Here is a 15220-nt window from a genome sequence, read left to right as displayed (position 1 = left end):
GCTTTGCGTGCCCGTTTTACAAGTTGGCTGCTATGCAGGAAAACAGATCCCATCCCGACACTACTTTTGCGTTGCGTAATGTCTCCTTTCGTGTGCCTGGCCGCACGCTTTTGCATCCTCTCTCATTAACTTTTCCTGTGGGCAAAGTGACCGGCCTTATCGGCCACAACGGTTCCGGAAAATCGACGTTATTGAAAATGCTGGGACGTCATCAGCCGCCGTCAGAAGGTGAAATCCTGCTCGACGAACAGCCGCTGGAGAACTGGAGCAGTAAAGCGTTTGCCCGCAAGGTCGCCTATCTGCCGCAGCAGTTGCCGCAGGCCGAAGGGATGACGGTGCGCGAACTGGTGGCGATTGGCCGCTATCCGTGGCACGGGGCGCTGGGACGTTTTGGCGTTGCCGACAGAGAGAAAGTAGAAGAGGCGATTTCGCTGGTTGGCTTAAAACCGCTGGCGCACCGTTTGGTTGATAGTCTGTCCGGCGGAGAACGCCAGCGCGCGTGGATTGCCATGCTGGTAGCGCAGGACAGCCGCTGTCTGCTGCTTGATGAACCGACTTCCGCGCTGGATATCGCTCATCAGGTTGACGTACTGGCGCTGGTGCATCGCTTAAGTCAGCAGCGCGGGCTGACGGTGATTGCGGTGCTGCATGATATCAACATGGCGGCCCGCTACTGTGATTACTTAGTTGCGCTGCGCGGTGGTGAAATGATTGCACAAGGGACGCCAGCTGAACTGATGCGCAGTGAAACTCTGGAACAGATTTACGGTATCCCGATGGGCATTTTGCCGCATCCGGCCGGTGCCGCACCCGTGAGTTTTGTCTATTAATGATTGAATTACATCATATTACCCGTCGGCGGCTGCTTGCGGCGATGGCGCTGTCGCCGCTGCTGTGGCGGATGAATACGGCGCACGCTGCGGCGGTTGATACGCAGCGCATTGTGGCGCTGGAATGGCTACCGGTAGAGCTATTGCTGGCGCTGGGTATTACGCCGTATGGCATTGCCGATATCCCTAACTACAAGCTGTGGGTCAGTGAGCCCCCGTTGCCGGATTCGGTGATTGACGTCGGGCTACGTACGGAGCCCAATCTCGAACTGTTGACCGAAATGAAACCCTCGTTTTTGCTGTGGTCGGCAGGCTATGGTCCTTCCCCTGAAAAGCTGGCGCGGATTGCGCCTGGCCGGGGATTTAACTTCAGTGACGGTAAAAAGCCGCTGGCCGTTGCGCGACAATCGCTGCAGGAAATGGCGCAATTGTTCAATCTGCAAGCCTCTGCTGAACGCCATCTGACCGAGTACGATCGTTTTATCGCCAGCCTGAAACCGCGCTTCATTCAACGCGGCGCACGCCCTGTACTTCTCACTTCCCTGCTTGATTCACGACATATGCTGGTGTTTGGCCCAAACAGCCTGTTTCAGGACGTGCTGGATGATTATGGGATCCCCAACTCCTGGCAGGGCGAGACAAACTTTTGGGGCAGCACTGCCGTGAGTATTGACCGTCTGGCTGCTTATAAGGATGTCGATGTGCTGTGTTTTGACCACGGCAACGATAAAGAGATGACTGCACTGATGTCTACGCCATTATGGCAGGCGATGCCGTTTGTCCGCAGCGGACGTTTTCAGCGTGTGCCTGCCGTCTGGTTCTATGGTGCCACGCTCTCGGCGATGCATTTTGCCCGCATTCTGGATAATGCGCTGGGAGGCAAAGCGTGAGTAAACGAATTGCGCTGTTCCCAACGCTTCTTCTGGCGGTTCTGTTTGTCGCTGCCTGTTGGCTGACCTGGGTTAACTTCTCTGTTGCGCTACCGCGCAGTCAGTGGCAACAGGCTATCTGGTCACCGGATATCAATGCTATTGAGCAGATGGTTTTCCACTACAGTCTGCTGCCGAGGCTGGCGATTTCGCTGTTGGTCGGTGCCGGGCTGGGGCTGGTCGGTGTCTTGTTTCAGCAGGTGCTGCGTAACCCACTGGCAGAACCCACTACGTTAGGTGTCGCAACCGGGGCGCAGTTGGGCATTACGGTTACCACGCTGTGGGCTATTCCCGGTGCGCTGACCACGCAATTTGCGGCGCTGGCGGGAGCATGTGTTGTTGGGGCTCTGGTGTTTGGCGTTGCCTGGGGCAAACGTCTTTCTCCGGTGACGTTAATCCTTGCCGGGCTGGTGGTCAGCCTGTACTGCGGGGCAATTAACCAGTTGATGGTTATCTTCCATCACGATCAACTGCAAAGCATGTTTTTATGGAGCAGCGGCACGCTAACGCAAACCGACTGGAGCGGCGTACAGCGTCTGTGGCCGCAACTGCTGGGCGGTGTGATGCTGACGCTGTTGTTATTACGCCCAATGACGCTGATGGGACTGGATGACGGCGTGGCGCGTAACCTCGGTCTGGCGCTGTCGCTGGCACGTCTGGCGGCGTTATCGCTGGCCATTGTTATCAGCGCCTTACTGGTTAACGCGGTTGGGATTATCGGCTTTATTGGCCTGTTTGCACCGCTGCTGGCGAAAATGCTCGGCGCGCGTCGTCTGCTGGCGCGTCTGATGCTGGCCCCGCTGATTGGTGCGTTGATCCTCTGGCTCTCCGACCAAATTATTCTGTGGCTGACCCGCGTATGGATGGAAGTCTCCACTGGTTCGGTGACGGCGCTGATTGGCGCGCCATTGCTGCTGTGGCTGTTGCCGCGCCTTAGAAGTATGAGCGCGCCGGATATGAATGCCAGTAACCGCATCGCTGCTGAGCGCCAGAATGTACTGATGTTTGCCCTGGCGGGCGGGGCGATATTGCTGCTTACCGTTATTGTGGCGCTCGCGTTTGGCCGCGATGCGCACGGCTGGACATGGGCCAGCGGCGCGATGCTGGATGAGCTCATGCCCTGGCGCTGGCCACGTGTTCTGGCAGCGCTGATTGCCGGGGTAATGTTAGCGGTAGCTGGCTGTATTATTCAGCGTCTGACCGGAAATCCAATGGCCAGTCCGGAAGTATTAGGAATTAGCTCCGGGGCGGCATTTGGCGTGGTGCTAATGTTATTTCTGGTCCCTGGCAATGCCTTTGGCTGGCTGCTGCCGGCCGGGAGCCTCGGTGCGGCAGCCACCTTGCTTATCATTATGATTGCCGCCGGGCGCGGGGGCTTTTCACCGCACCGCATGTTGCTGGCAGGGATGGCGCTCAGCACGGCGTTTACAATGCTGCTGATGATGCTGCAGGCCAGCGGCGATCCGCGTATGGCGGGGGTGCTAACCTGGATCTCCGGCTCAACCTATAACGCGAGTGGCGAACAGGTGCTGCGCACCGGGATTGTAATGGTTATCCTGCTGGCGATGACGCCGCTGTGCCGCCGTTGGCTGACAATTTTACCGCTCGGCGGCGATACGGCACGGGCTGTCGGTATGGCTATTACGCCATCACGCGTGGGATTACTGCTGCTGGCGGCAGGGCTGACGGCGACAGCCACCATGACTATTGGACCGTTGAGCTTTGTCGGGCTGATGGCGCCGCATATTGCCCGGATGATGGGTTTTCGTCGGGCGATGCCGCATATGCTGATTTCGGCGCTGGCGGGTGGCGTGTTGCTGGTCTTTGCTGACTGGTGCGGCAGGATGGTGTTGTTTCCGTATCAGATCCCGGCGGGATTACTGTCGACGTTTATTGGCGCGCCGTACTTTATCTATCTGCTACGTAAGCAGAGCCGGTAATTTATGCCGCCATCCGGCCTATGGCGTAGAATGTAGGCCGGGTAAGCGTAAGCGCCACCCGGCAATTCATCCTTTACAGTTTCGCAAACACCCGGCGCGCGGCGTCGATGGTGTTATTGATATCTTCTTCACTGTGCGCCACGGACATAAAGCCTGCTTCGAACGCGGACGGCGCCAGATAAATTCCTTCATCCAGCATCATGTGGAAGAAACGCTTGAAGCGTTCAACGTCGCATGCCATCACATCCTGATAGCAGGTTACGGTTTCTGCATCAGTGAAGAAAATCCCGAACATCCCGCCTACATGGTTAACTACCAGCGGAATATTCGCTTCTTCGGCAGCTTCCAGCAGACCTTCCGCCAGACGCGTCGTCAGTTCGTTCAGCGTTTCATGAATACCCGGCTGGGAGACTTCGGTCAGACAGGCATAACCTGCCGCCATCGCGATTGGGTTACCGGAAAGCGTCCCCGCCTGGTAAACCGGTCCAGTCGGCGCCAGTGCGTCCATCACATCGCGACGCCCACCGAATGCGCCAACGGGCATTCCGCCACCGATGATTTTGCCAAGACAAGTCAGATCCGGCACGACGCCGTAATAATCCTGTGCACCGGCCAGCGCCACGCGGAAACCGGTCATCACTTCATCGATGATCAATAGCGCGCCAAACTCATCGCACAGTGCACGCAGGCCCGGCAGGAATTCCGGCAGCGGCGGGATGCAGTTCATGTTGCCTGCGACCGGCTCAACGATGATGCAGGCGATCTCCTGCGGATATTGTTCAAATGCCGCACGTACTGAAGCGAGATCGTTATAGGTGCAGGTCAGAGTGTGTTTCGCGAAATCAGCCGGAACGCCCGGGGAGTTCGGCTGACCCAGCGTTAACGCGCCCGAACCCGCTTTGACCAGCAGACAGTCGGCATGACCGTGGTAGCAGCCTTCAAATTTGATGATCTTATCGCGACCGGTGAAACCGCGCGCCAGACGGATTGCGCTCATCGTCGCTTCCGTGCCGGAGTTCACCATGCGCACCATGTCCATGGTCGGCACGAGTTCAGTGACCAGCTCCGCCATTTTCACTTCCATTTCGGTCGGTGCGCCAAAGCTTAAACCGCGCTCCGCAGCTTCAATCACCGCATTACGGATTGCCGGGTGATTATGGCCCAGCACCATCGGTCCCCAGGAACCGACGTAGTCAACATAGGCTTTACCATCGACATCGTACAGATACGCGCCGTCGGCTTTTTCGATAAACAGCGGAGTACCACCCACGCCAGTAAAGGCGCGAACGGGGGAGTTAACGCCGCCTGGGATAAGTTCGCGTGCTGCGCTGTAGAGATTTTCAGACTTACTCATGGATGGGGTCCTGGTTCGTAGAAAAAGTAAATGCCCGCTATTCTAGTTATTCAGAGAAGGTTATGAAAGTTTTACGCATTTGAAACAATACGATTTGCAGGGGATTTTCGTGAAATGTGCGAGTAGAATGCCGATTCCGTATTTGTATTACCAATTAATGATCATCTGATGAAGACAGACACTCCCTCTTTTGAAGCACAACAAATTGTGCGTTTACGCCGCAGGGATCAAATCCGTCGACTCCTGGAACGAGACAAAACGCCGTTGGCGATCCTGTTGATGGCTGCCGTAGTGGGTACAGTGACAGGGTTTGTTGGCGTGGCATTTGAGAAAGCGGTGACCTGGGTGCAGAATCAGCGCATTGGCGCGCTGGCTCAGGTTGCGGACCATGCCATTCTGCTGTGGCCGCTGGCATTTATTCTCTCTGCGTTGCTGGCGATGGTCGGCTACTTTCTGGTGCGTAAATTTGCGCCGGAAGCCGGTGGTTCGGGGATCCCAGAGATTGAAGGCGCGCTGGAAGAGCTGCGGCCTGTGCGCTGGTGGCGCGTACTGCCGGTGAAATTTTTCGGCGGTATGGGTACGCTGGGTGCCGGTATGGTGCTCGGGCGAGAAGGACCGACCGTGCAGATCGGTGGTAACCTCGGGCGCATGGTGCTGGATATTTTCCGCATGCGTAGCGCAGAAGCGCGACATACCTTATTGGCGACCGGTGCGGCAGCGGGCCTTTCGGCGGCGTTTAACGCTCCGCTGGCGGGGATCCTGTTCATTATTGAAGAGATGCGCCCGCAGTTTCGCTATAACCTTGTCTCGATCAAAGCCGTGTTTACCGGCGTCATCATGTCGAGCATTGTGTTTCGTGTTTTCAACGGCGAGGCACCGCTTATTGAAGTTGGGAAGCTCTCCAATGCACCGGTGAACACGCTGTGGTTGTATCTGGTCCTGGGGATTATTTTTGGCTGTGTCGGACCGTTGTTCAACACCATGGTGTTACGGACTCAGGATATGTTCCAGCGTTTCCACGGCGGCGATCTCAAAAAATGGGTGCTGATGGGCGGTGCGATCGGCGGTCTGTGCGGGATTCTTGGCTTAATTACACCTGAAGCGGCTGGAGGCGGGTTTAACCTGATACCTATCGCTGCGGCAGGGAATTTCAGCGTTGGTTTACTGCTGTTTATCTTTATTGCCCGCGTCATTACCACGCTGCTGTGCTTCTCGTCCGGCGCGCCCGGCGGGATATTTGCCCCGATGCTGGCATTGGGCACGTTGCTTGGCACCGCGTTCGGTATGGCGGCAGCGGCCTCTTTTCCGCATTATCATCTGGAGGCCGGGACCTTTGCCATCGCCGGAATGGGGGCATTGTTGGCGGCGTCGGTAAGGGCGCCGCTCACCGGTATTGTGCTGGTGCTGGAGATGACCGATAACTATCAGCTCATTTTGCCAATGATTATTACCTGTCTTGGCGCAACACTATTAGCCCAATTTATGGGCGGAAAGCCGCTATACTCGACTATCCTTGCCCGTACGCTGGCAAAACAGGAAGCGGAGCAGGCGGCTAAAAGCCAGGGTACAGCCGCTGGCGAGAATACTTGAACGAAATACCAGGGTATTAGATAATGGCCTTAACCATTGGGTTATAATTTGCCCAATTGCCAATGTCGTTTGGAGCAAAATATGAGTGATGACGTAGCGCTGCCACTGCAATTTACTGAAGCAGCAGCCAATAAAGTAAAAAGCCTGATCGCTGACGAAGATAACCCGAATCTGAAATTACGTGTGTATATCACCGGCGGTGGTTGCAGCGGTTTCCAGTACGGTTTCACCTTTGACGATCAGGTGAACGATGGTGATATGACCATTGAGAAACAAGGTGTTGGTCTGGTGGTTGACCCGATGAGCCTGCAATATCTGGTGGGCGGCGCGGTTGACTATACCGAAGGTCTGGAAGGTTCCCGCTTCGTTGTGACTAACCCGAATGCGAAAAGCACCTGCGGGTGTGGTTCTTCTTTCAGCATCTGATTGCTGTCTGTAATACCAGTGGTCTGATGGTGTAGGCCCGGTAAGCGTAGCGCCACCGGGCAATGTGCCGGATGGCGGCGTAAACGCCTTATCCGGCCTACATATTCTGCATCATCATGTCAACGTCCGTTATCATCCAGCGCAAACGTCGGTAATTTCAAATGCCAGCGAATGGCGGCAAGCCGAATCAGCAGGGTGACAATCATCCCCATCATACTGGCGTTTTCCAGTGAAACATCAAAGGTATAAAACGCCGTCGCATGCACGATCCCGCCGATAATACAGGCTGTGGCGTAGATCTCGGTGCGCAAAATCATCGGGACTTCACGTGCTAATACATCGCGAATGATCCCACCGCCGACGCCGGTAATCACCCCCATACAAATCGCAACCAAGGGTCCTGTTCCTGCGAGAAAGGCCTTGTTGACGCCAATACCCACGAACACCGCCAGGCCAACGGCATCAAGCACCGGAAGGATCCATTTCGGCAGGCGTCTTGGCTGCCGTACCAACAGGATCGTCAGCATGCTGGTGATCATCGCTACGACCAGATCGGTTGGATCTTTAACCCAAAAAACCGGTCCATTATCCAGCGCCATATCGCGGATCGTGCCACCTCCGACGGCGGTAACCACGCTGAGGACCAGGACGCCAAACGGATCCATACGTAATTTTCCGGCCAGTAATACGCCAGAGATTGCAAATACCGCGGTGCCGACAATATCAAGCCAATAGACGAGCATTTTTAAATCCTCACAACAGACCTGGTGGGGGCAGGCGCTAATTTATCTGTGAAAGCGCATTACAGAGTTGTTTTGCGGCGAGGATAATACGCGGGCTCGCGCGTTCGAACCAGTCACTATTAAGTGTAATAACGGGTATTTTTAGCTGGTTTCCCCAGTATTGCTCAATTTTCAGAGTTTCGCCCGGACCGCCGGTTGCAACAATAGCATGGGGGGCTCGTGCCAGGACCTGCTCACGGCTAACCTGCGGCCAGGGAACCCGACTACCGGCAAAGATGTTTTCTCCGCCGCATACCTCAAGAACTTCGTGCTGAATAGAACCTTTTCCACTGGTAAACAGAGGATTGGCACCAAACTGGAGAAACACGCGTTTTTTCGGTTTGTTGGCATACTGAGATTTAAGTAAAGCATAGTCATCAAGCATGGTTTGCGCCGCCTGTTTAGCTTGTTCAGGCTTGGGGCTCCACGCAGCCAACTGGCGTAGCGCATCGGCAACCTGCTCAATGGTAACGGCGTCCACCCAGATGACCTTAATTCCCAGGGAGGTCAGTTGATTCACCTGCCGCTCAGCATTTCCCCCGCGCCAGGCGACGACCAAATCAGGTTTCAGCGCCACAATACGCTCAAGATTCATACCTTGCCATGTTGAGACCTCTTCAATATTTTTGGCTTCTGGCGGGTAGTTTGAGTAGCTGCTGACGCCAACGGGGGTAATGCCAGCGGCAAAAGCGAGTTCGGTATTGGCAGGAGAAAGCGTTACAACACGCGGTGCGGCGTAAAGGAACGCCGGGAGAGTGAAAAGCAGGGCGACCAGCGCCCTGGAGAATAATTTAGCCATGCGCCAGTTTCTGCACCAGCGTTTCAACCATCAGGCTTGACTGCTTCGCGGCAACCACCAGGAATTCGTCAAAGCTGAGATGGGACTGCTGATCGGCAACGTCAGAGATAGCGCGAACCACGACAAATGGCACCTTAAAGTTGTGGCAAACGTGCGCAATTGCGGTCGCTTCCATCTCAACGGCAATCGCCTGCGGGAAGTTATGCTTAATTTTAGCCAGCCCCACGGAACCATTAATGAATGCATCGCCGCTGACGATAAGTCCGCGAACAGCGTTCAGATTGAGTTCGGCGATGCAAGATTCTGCGGCTGCAATCAACGCAGGATCGGCTTTAAAACCAGCCGGGCAACCCGGTAGCTGACCAAATTCATAACCAAAGGCAGTGACGTCGGCGTCGTGATAGCGCGCTTCATCAGAAACTACGATATCGCCGACTTTCAGCGTAGAGGCCAGGCCGCCCGCGGAACCGGTATTAATGATGGCGTCCGGCTTGCAGCGTTCAAGCAGCAGCGTAGCGCCGAGCGCCGCAGCCACTTTACCGATACCTGATTTCAGAAGCGCAACCTCAGTACCGTTCAGTTGGCCGGTGTAAATTTCACAACCGCCGAGCGTGATGGTCTGACGGTTTTCGATTTTGTCACGCAGCAGCGTAACTTCTTCTTCCATTGCACCAATGATGCCGATTTTCATAGATTTACTCGCGATAAGCCAGATTTGAGGGCATAGTCTATCATGCGCTTAAGGGGTAGCGCATTTCTCAGGCGGGAGAGGATATGGTACAGATCGATTTCCGAAAAAAAATAAACTGGCATCGCCGTTACCGTTCGCCGCAGGGCGTGAAGACGGAGCATGAGATCCTGCGAATTTTTGAAAGCGATCGTGGACGTATTATCAATTCTCCGGCTATTCGCCGGCTGCAACAAAAAACCCAGGTCTTTCCGCTAGAGCGTAATGCAGCGGTGCGTACGCGCCTGACGCACTCGATGGAAGTGCAGCAGGTTGGGCGCTATATCGCGAAAGAGATCCTCAGCCGACTGAAAGAGCTAAAGCTGCTGGAGCAGTATGGTCTGGATGAACTGACGGGACCGTTTGAGAGTATTGTCGAAATGTCGTGCCTGATGCATGACATCGGTAATCCGCCGTTTGGTCATTTTGGCGAAGCGGCGATTAATGACTGGTTTCGCCAGCGGTTGTATCCCGCCGACGCGGAAAGTCAGCCCCTGAGTGATGACCGCTGCCAGGTGACGGCATTACGTTTGCGTGAAGGTGAAGAGTCGCTGAATGATATTCGCCGCAAGGTACGCCAGGACTTGTGTTATTTTGAAGGCAATGCGCAGGGTATTCGTCTGGTGCATACTTTGATGCGTATGAACCTTACCTGGGCGCAGGTTGGCGGTATTTTAAAATATACCCGTCCGGCATGGTGGCGCGGCAGTGCACCCGAGACGCACAACTATTTAATGAAGAAGCCTGGTTATTACCTTTCCGAGGAACCGTATATTGAGCGGTTACGTAAAGAATTATCATTAGCACCTTACAGTCGTTTTCCATTAACCTGGATTATGGAAGCTGCCGATGATATCTCATATTGCGTGGCCGACCTGGAAGATGCCGTTGAGAAAAGAATCTTTAGCGTCGAGCAACTTTACCATCATCTGCATGAAGCGTGGGGGCATCACGAAAAAGGCTCTCTGTTTAGTCAGGTTGTTGAGAACGCCTGGGAAAAATCACGTTCAAATACATTAAGCCGCAGCACCGAAGATCAGTTCTTTATGTATTTACGCGTCAATACGCTGAATAAACTGGTTCCGTATGCGGCCCAGCGGTTTATTGATAATTTGCCGCAGATTTATGAAGGCAGCTTTAATCATGCGCTGTTAGAAGATGCCAGTAGCTTCAGCCAGTTACTGGACGTTTATAAGAATGTGGCGGTAAAACATGTGTTTAGCCATCCGGATGTTGAGCAACTGGAATTACAGGGCTATCGGGTGATCAGCGGGTTGCTGGAGATCTATCAACCGTTATTGAAAATGTCTCAGTCAGATTTTACTGAACTGGTCGACAATGAAAGAGTAAAACGTTTTCCTATCGAGTCCCGTTTATTTCAGAAGTTGTCTACCCGCCATCGTCTTGCGTATGTTGAGGCGGTTAGTAAAATATCGACGGAGTGCGCTGAGTATTCGGTTCTGGAATATTATTATCGCTGCCGGTTGATCCAGGATTATATCAGCGGGATGACAGATTTGTATGCCTGGGATGAATATCGTCGCTTGATGGCCGTAGAACAATAAATACTCATTTGTAAAGACGGCCAATAAAATTTTACTTTTTCCTTAAACTCAATTCTGGAACTTAGCGTTATAAAACGACTCTGACGTATACAGCAATTTTGCGTTACCTGTTAATCGAGAACGAAACACATGAAAAAAACCACATTAGCAATGAGTGCACTGGCTCTGAGTTTAGGTTTGGCGTTGTCCCCCCTGTCTGCAACTGCGGCTGAGACGTCGTCTTCAGCAATGACCGCCCAACAGATGCCAAGCCTGGCCCCGATGCTCGAAAAAGTGATGCCATCGGTGGTAAGTATTAACGTCGAGGGGAGCACGACGGTGAATACGCCGCGTATGCCGCGTAATTTCCAGCAGTTCTTTGGTGATAATTCACCGTTCTGCCAGGACGGATCTCCGTTCCAGAGTTCACCGTTCTGCCAGGGCGGCGCACCGGGCGCTGGTAACGGCGGCGGCCAGCAGCAGAAATTTATGGCGCTGGGTTCCGGCGTAATTATTGATGCTGCGAAAGGGTATGTCGTGACCAACAACCACGTGGTGGATAACGCTACGGTAATTAAGGTTCAGTTGAGCGATGGCCGTAAATTTGACGCGAAGATCGTGGGCAAAGATCCACGCTCCGATATCGCGCTGATCCAAATTCAGGATCCGAAAAACCTGACGGCGATTAAGCTGGCAGACTCCGACGCGCTGCGCGTGGGTGATTACACCGTAGCAATCGGTAACCCGTTTGGCCTCGGTGAGACCGTGACCTCCGGCATCGTTTCTGCTCTGGGCCGTAGCGGCCTGAATGCGGAGAACTATGAAAACTTTATTCAGACGGATGCTGCGATCAACCGGGGTAACTCCGGTGGCGCGCTGGTCAATCTGAACGGTGAGCTGATCGGCATTAACACCGCGATCCTCGCGCCGGACGGCGGTAACATCGGTATCGGTTTTGCAATCCCAAGCAACATGGTGAAAAACCTGACTTCGCAGATGGTTGAGTTTGGTCAGGTTAAACGTGGTGAGCTGGGTATTATGGGGACCGAACTGAGCTCTGAGCTGGCGAAAGCGATGAAAGTTGACGCTCAGCGTGGCGCATTCGTCAGCCAGGTAATGCCGAACTCTTCCGCAGCGAAAGCCGGTATTAAAGCCGGGGATGTGATTACCTCCCTGAACGGCAAACCAATCAGCAGCTTCGCCGCTCTGCGTGCGCAGGTGGGGACGATGCCGGTCGGCAGCAAAATCACCCTGGGTCTGCTGCGTGACGGTAAGCCGGTCACCGTGAACCTGGAATTGCAGCAGAGCAGCCAGACTCAGGTTGATTCCAGCTCTATCTTCAAAGGCATTGAAGGTGCCGATATGAGCAACAAAGGCCAGGATAAAGGTGTCGTGGTAAGCGACGTGAAACCGAATTCTCCGGCTGCACAGATCGGCCTGAAGAAAGGGGATGTGATTATCGGTGCGAATCAGCAGCCGGTGAAAAACATCGCCGAATTGCGCAAAATCCTCGACAGCAAACCCGCTGTGCTGGCGCTGAACATTCAGCGTGGCGACAGCTCCATCTATCTGTTGATGCAGTAATCTCCCTCAACCCCTTCCTGTACAGGAAGGGGTTCTTTTTGTGATACCTCCCACAACTCCATATTTCTCCCTTCCGCTTTGTGCATTTGCACAATGTCGCCGCTTATTATCTTCCCTATGCTTGAGCTCTGCTCACAGGAGGGGTTTATGGCTGGCTGGCATCTTGATACCAAAATGGCGCAGGATATCGTGGCGCGAACCATGCGCATCATTGATACCAATATCAACGTAATGGATGCCCGTGGGCGGATCATTGGCAGTGGCGATCGCGAACGCATTGGTGAATTGCACGAAGGTGCGCTGCTGGTGCTTTCGCAGGGCCGGGTGGTGGACATTGACGATGCAGTGGCGAGGCATTTGCACGGCGTGCGTCAGGGGATAAACCTGCCGTTGCGCCTGGAAGGCGAAATCGTTGGCGTTATCGGGCTTACCGGTGAACCGGAACATCTGCGTAAATACGGCGAGCTGGTGTGCATGACAGCCGAAATGATGCTGGAGCAGTCGCGCCTGATGCATCTGTTAGCGCAGGATAGCCGCCTGCGTGAAGAGCTGGTGATGAATCTGATTCAGGCGGAAGAGAATACCCCGGCGCTGATGGAGTGGGCGCAACGTTTAGGCATTGATTTGAACCAGCCGCGCGTGGTGGCAGTGGTAGAGGTTGATAGTGGCCAGCTTGGCGTTGACAGCGCGATGGCGGAGCTACAGCAATTGCAGAACGCGTTGACTACGCCTGAACGTAATAATCTGATTGCGATTGTTTCCCTGACCGAGATGGTGGTGCTGAAACCGGCGCTCAATCAGTTTGGTCGCTGGGACGCGGAAGATCACCGCAAGCGTGTTGAGCAGCTCATTGCTCGCATGAAAGAGAACGGACAGCTGCGTTTTCGCGTGTCGCTGGGCAACTATTTTACCGGGCCAGGCAGTATTGCCCGTTCGTATCGTACGGCGCGCACGACCATGATGGTCGGCAAGCAACGGATGCCGGAAAGTCGTAGCTATTTCTACCAGGATTTGATGCTGCCAGTTCTGCTGGACAGCCTGCGCGGCGGCTGGCAGGCCAACGAGCTGGCGCGTCCGTTGGTACGGCTGAAAGCAATGGATAACAACGGCTTACTGCGTCGAACATTAGCGGCGTGGTTTCGGCATAACGTTCAGCCGCTGGCGACCTCAAAAGCGTTATTTATCCACCGTAATACGCTGGAATATCGCCTGAACCGAATTTCAGAGCTGACCGGGCTGGATTTAGGGAATTTTGACGACCGATTGCTGCTGTATGTCGCGCTACAACTGGATGAGCAGCATTAATTCCTTGCCTGTTGGCGCTACGCTTATCAGGCAAAATGCCGGGGGGCGGCTTCGCCTTACCCGGCCTACGAACACATTCACTCGCGGTTATTTACGCGTTAGTTTTTCCAGATCGGCTTCAATTTCGCTGATCTTGTTGGTCACGACGCTTTCCAGATGACGTAAATCATCAAGGATCTTGCGTTTAAGATCGACTTCGCTGCGATCGCGCTGGCAGATCTGATCCAGTTCGTCGATCACATAGCGCAGGTTGGGACTGATCTCCTGCACTTCTTTGTAACCCTGGCCGACGCCATCGGCGACAACCGTTTTACGCTGACGGGGATATTTGAACTTCACGCTCTTGGCAAAAAACTCGCCTTTATCCTTCTGGAAATAGATTTTCAGGATATCGTTGTTGGCTTCTTGCCGCAGGCTGTAACGATCGATTTCTTCAGGATTAGTAATGCCCAGACTTTTCAGATTGTCATACATAGCGGTACCCTTAAGCTCACCATAACCATTGAATAATTAACGAAAAGCCTTGTTTATGCCACTCGCAGATGTAAAAAAAGCGGGCTAAGCCCGCTTTTTCAAATCACTGTTAGTCGATGGTGCGTAACAGTTCGTTGATTCCTACTTTGCCACGCGTTTTGGCATCGACTTTCTTCACAATCACCGCGCAGTACAGGCTGTATTTGCCATCTTTCGACGGCAGGTTGCCGGAGACAACCACAGAGCCCGCCGGAACGCGGCCATAATGCACTTCGCCGGTTTCACGATCGTAAATACGGGTGCTCTGACCAATGTACACGCCCATAGAGATAACAGAGCCTTCTTCGACTATCACGCCTTCAACCACTTCAGAACGTGCGCCGATGAAGCAGTTGTCTTCGATGATGGTCGGGTTAGCCTGTAACGGCTCCAGTACGCCACCGATGCCAACGCCGCCGGACAGGTGAACGTTTTTACCAATTTGCGCGCAGGAACCCACGGTCGCCCAGGTATCAACCATCGTACCTTCATCCACATAAGCGCCGATGTTCACGTAAGACGGCATCAGCACGGTGTTACGGGCGATAAACGCACCCTGGCGTACGGCCGCTGGCGGAACCACGCGGAAACCTTCTTTCTGGAAGCGTGCTTCGTCGTAGTTGGCGAATTTCATCGGCACTTTATCGAAGTAACGGCTTTCCGCACCCTCGATAACCTGATTATCGTTAATACGGAAAGAGAGCAGGACCGCCTTTTTCAGCCACTGATGCGTGACCCACTGACCCTCAATCTTTTCTGCGACGCGCAGTGCACCGGAATCCAGTAAAGCAATAACCTGATTCACCGCTTCGCGGGTTACGGTATCTACATTTGCCGGAGTAATGTCGGCACGGCGCTCGAAAGCGGTCTCAATAACGTTCTGTAACTGCTGCATTG

14 protein-coding genes and 1 pseudogene are annotated in these 15220 nt (G+C 54.1%); 9 read left to right on the top strand and 6 right to left on the bottom strand.

Annotated elements, in window-relative coordinates; translation table 11 throughout:
• Positions 1–32: 32 nt before the first annotated feature.
• From fhuC to fhuB, 3 genes are read left to right on the top strand one after another with little or no spacing between them, the layout of a single operon-like run.
• On the top strand, positions 33–830 hold the full coding sequence (fhuC, locus tag SK33_RS19305; protein ID WP_003845793.1) for a Fe3+-hydroxamate ABC transporter ATP-binding protein FhuC: 798 nt from the start codon (positions 33–35) through the stop codon (positions 828–830).
• Complete coding sequence (fhuD, locus tag SK33_RS19300) at positions 830–1720, top strand: Fe(3+)-hydroxamate ABC transporter substrate-binding protein FhuD (RefSeq protein WP_032948550.1); 891 nt, start codon at positions 830–832, stop codon at positions 1718–1720. The genes fhuC and fhuD overlap by 1 nt, the downstream gene beginning before the upstream one ends.
• On the top strand, positions 1717–3699 hold the full coding sequence (fhuB, locus tag SK33_RS19295; RefSeq protein WP_003018589.1) for a Fe(3+)-hydroxamate ABC transporter permease FhuB: 1983 nt from the start codon (positions 1717–1719) through the stop codon (positions 3697–3699). Before fhuD ends, fhuB begins: the two co-directional genes overlap by 4 nt.
• Before the next feature lie 73 nt (positions 3700–3772).
• Here the strand turns inward: fhuB and hemL are convergent, their stop codons facing one another.
• Complete coding sequence (gene hemL, locus SK33_RS19290; RefSeq protein ID WP_048219685.1) at positions 3773–5053, bottom strand: glutamate-1-semialdehyde 2,1-aminomutase; 1281 nt, start codon at positions 5051–5053, stop codon at positions 3773–3775.
• Positions 5054–5221: 168 nt separating this feature from the next.
• Between hemL and clcA the strand changes: the two genes are divergently transcribed.
• The 3 genes and pseudogenes from clcA (at position 5222) to erpA (ending at position 7069) form a co-directional block, all read left to right on the top strand.
• Complete coding sequence (gene clcA / locus SK33_RS19285; RefSeq protein WP_048219683.1) at positions 5222–6643, top strand: H(+)/Cl(-) exchange transporter ClcA; 1422 nt, start codon at positions 5222–5224, stop codon at positions 6641–6643.
• A 23-nt stretch (positions 6644–6666) separates the two neighbouring features.
• Positions 6667–6732, top strand: a pseudogene (yadW, locus tag SK33_RS19280) (small protein YadW).
• Complete coding sequence (erpA, locus tag SK33_RS19275; protein ID WP_003018581.1) at positions 6725–7069, top strand: iron-sulfur cluster insertion protein ErpA; 345 nt, start codon at positions 6725–6727, stop codon at positions 7067–7069. The pseudogene yadW and the gene erpA overlap by 8 nt, the downstream one beginning before the upstream one ends.
• A gap of 119 nt (positions 7070–7188) precedes the next feature.
• Here the strand turns inward: erpA and SK33_RS19270 are convergent, their stop codons facing one another.
• From SK33_RS19270 to mtnN, 3 genes are read right to left on the bottom strand one after another with little or no spacing between them, the layout of a single operon-like run.
• Positions 7189–7812 carry a TRIC cation channel family protein gene (locus SK33_RS19270; RefSeq protein ID WP_048219682.1) on the bottom strand — a complete coding sequence of 208 codons (624 nt, stop codon included), beginning with the start codon at positions 7810–7812 and terminating at the stop codon, positions 7189–7191.
• Positions 7813–7849: 37 nt separating this feature from the next.
• Positions 7850–8650, bottom strand: coding sequence for a vitamin B12 ABC transporter substrate-binding protein BtuF (gene btuF, locus SK33_RS19265; protein ID WP_048219681.1), 801 nt, complete (start codon positions 8648–8650; stop codon positions 7850–7852).
• Positions 8643–9341 carry a 5'-methylthioadenosine/S-adenosylhomocysteine nucleosidase gene (gene mtnN / locus SK33_RS19260; protein WP_003018572.1) on the bottom strand — a complete coding sequence of 233 codons (699 nt, stop codon included), beginning with the start codon at positions 9339–9341 and terminating at the stop codon, positions 8643–8645. Before mtnN ends, btuF begins: the two co-directional genes overlap by 8 nt.
• A gap of 83 nt (positions 9342–9424) precedes the next feature.
• Here mtnN and dgt point away from each other — a divergent pair, with 83 nt between their 5' ends.
• The 3 genes from dgt (at position 9425) to cdaR (ending at position 13810) form a co-directional block, all read left to right on the top strand.
• The gene (gene dgt / locus SK33_RS19255) at positions 9425–10942 is read left to right on the top strand and encodes a dGTPase (protein WP_048219679.1); all 1518 of its coding nucleotides are present in this window, start codon (positions 9425–9427) and stop codon (positions 10940–10942) included.
• 129 nt (positions 10943–11071) lie between these two features.
• Positions 11072–12505, top strand: a complete 1434-nt coding sequence (gene degP / locus SK33_RS19250; protein WP_003018567.1) for a serine endoprotease DegP — start codon at positions 11072–11074, stop codon at positions 12503–12505.
• A 147-nt stretch (positions 12506–12652) separates the two neighbouring features.
• The gene (cdaR, locus tag SK33_RS19245; protein ID WP_003018564.1) at positions 12653–13810 is read left to right on the top strand and encodes a DNA-binding transcriptional regulator CdaR; all 1158 of its coding nucleotides are present in this window, start codon (positions 12653–12655) and stop codon (positions 13808–13810) included.
• A gap of 87 nt (positions 13811–13897) precedes the next feature.
• Here cdaR and SK33_RS19240 read toward each other — a convergent pair whose 3' ends face one another.
• Entirely contained in the window at positions 13898–14284 is a 387-nt protein-coding gene (locus SK33_RS19240) for a DUF3461 family protein (RefSeq protein ID WP_003018562.1), read from the bottom strand.
• 109 nt (positions 14285–14393) lie between these two features.
• On the bottom strand, positions 14394–15218 hold the full coding sequence (gene dapD, locus SK33_RS19235; protein WP_048219678.1) for a 2,3,4,5-tetrahydropyridine-2,6-dicarboxylate N-succinyltransferase: 825 nt from the start codon (positions 15216–15218) through the stop codon (positions 14394–14396).
• Positions 15219–15220 lie beyond the last annotated feature (2 nt).

This window comes from Citrobacter sp. MGH103 (assembly GCF_001034475.2).
In the GTDB taxonomy this organism is placed as follows: Bacteria; Pseudomonadota; Gammaproteobacteria; order Enterobacterales; family Enterobacteriaceae; genus Citrobacter; species Citrobacter freundii.
This window is presented reverse-complemented; position numbering and strand designations above follow the sequence as displayed.

What these genes read in the sequence shown, in the direction of transcription:
- fhuC (WP_003845793.1), top strand. Translation starts at nt 33, where the DNA reads ATGCAGGAAAACAGATCCCATCCCGACACTACTTTTGCGTTGCGTAAT.
- fhuD (WP_032948550.1), top strand. Translation starts at nt 830, where the DNA reads ATGATTGAATTACATCATATTACCCGTCGGCGGCTGCTTGCGGCGATG.
- hemL (WP_048219685.1), bottom strand. Translation starts at nt 5,053, where the DNA reads ATGAGTAAGTCTGAAAATCTCTACAGCGCAGCACGCGAACTTATCCCA.
- clcA (WP_048219683.1), top strand. Translation starts at nt 5,222, where the DNA reads ATGAAGACAGACACTCCCTCTTTTGAAGCACAACAAATTGTGCGTTTA.
- erpA (WP_003018581.1), top strand. Translation starts at nt 6,725, where the DNA reads ATGAGTGATGACGTAGCGCTGCCACTGCAATTTACTGAAGCAGCAGCC.
- SK33_RS19270 (WP_048219682.1), bottom strand. Translation starts at nt 7,812, where the DNA reads ATGCTCGTCTATTGGCTTGATATTGTCGGCACCGCGGTATTTGCAATC.
- btuF (WP_048219681.1), bottom strand. Translation starts at nt 8,650, where the DNA reads ATGGCTAAATTATTCTCCAGGGCGCTGGTCGCCCTGCTTTTCACTCTC.
- mtnN (WP_003018572.1), bottom strand. Translation starts at nt 9,341, where the DNA reads ATGAAAATCGGCATCATTGGTGCAATGGAAGAAGAAGTTACGCTGCTG.
- dgt (WP_048219679.1), top strand. Translation starts at nt 9,425, where the DNA reads ATGGTACAGATCGATTTCCGAAAAAAAATAAACTGGCATCGCCGTTAC.
- degP (WP_003018567.1), top strand. Translation starts at nt 11,072, where the DNA reads ATGAAAAAAACCACATTAGCAATGAGTGCACTGGCTCTGAGTTTAGGT.
- cdaR (WP_003018564.1), top strand. Translation starts at nt 12,653, where the DNA reads ATGGCTGGCTGGCATCTTGATACCAAAATGGCGCAGGATATCGTGGCG.
- SK33_RS19240 (WP_003018562.1), bottom strand. Translation starts at nt 14,284, where the DNA reads ATGTATGACAATCTGAAAAGTCTGGGCATTACTAATCCTGAAGAAATC.
- dapD (WP_048219678.1), bottom strand. Translation starts at nt 15,218, where the DNA reads ATGCAGCAGTTACAGAACGTTATTGAGACCGCTTTCGAGCGCCGTGCC.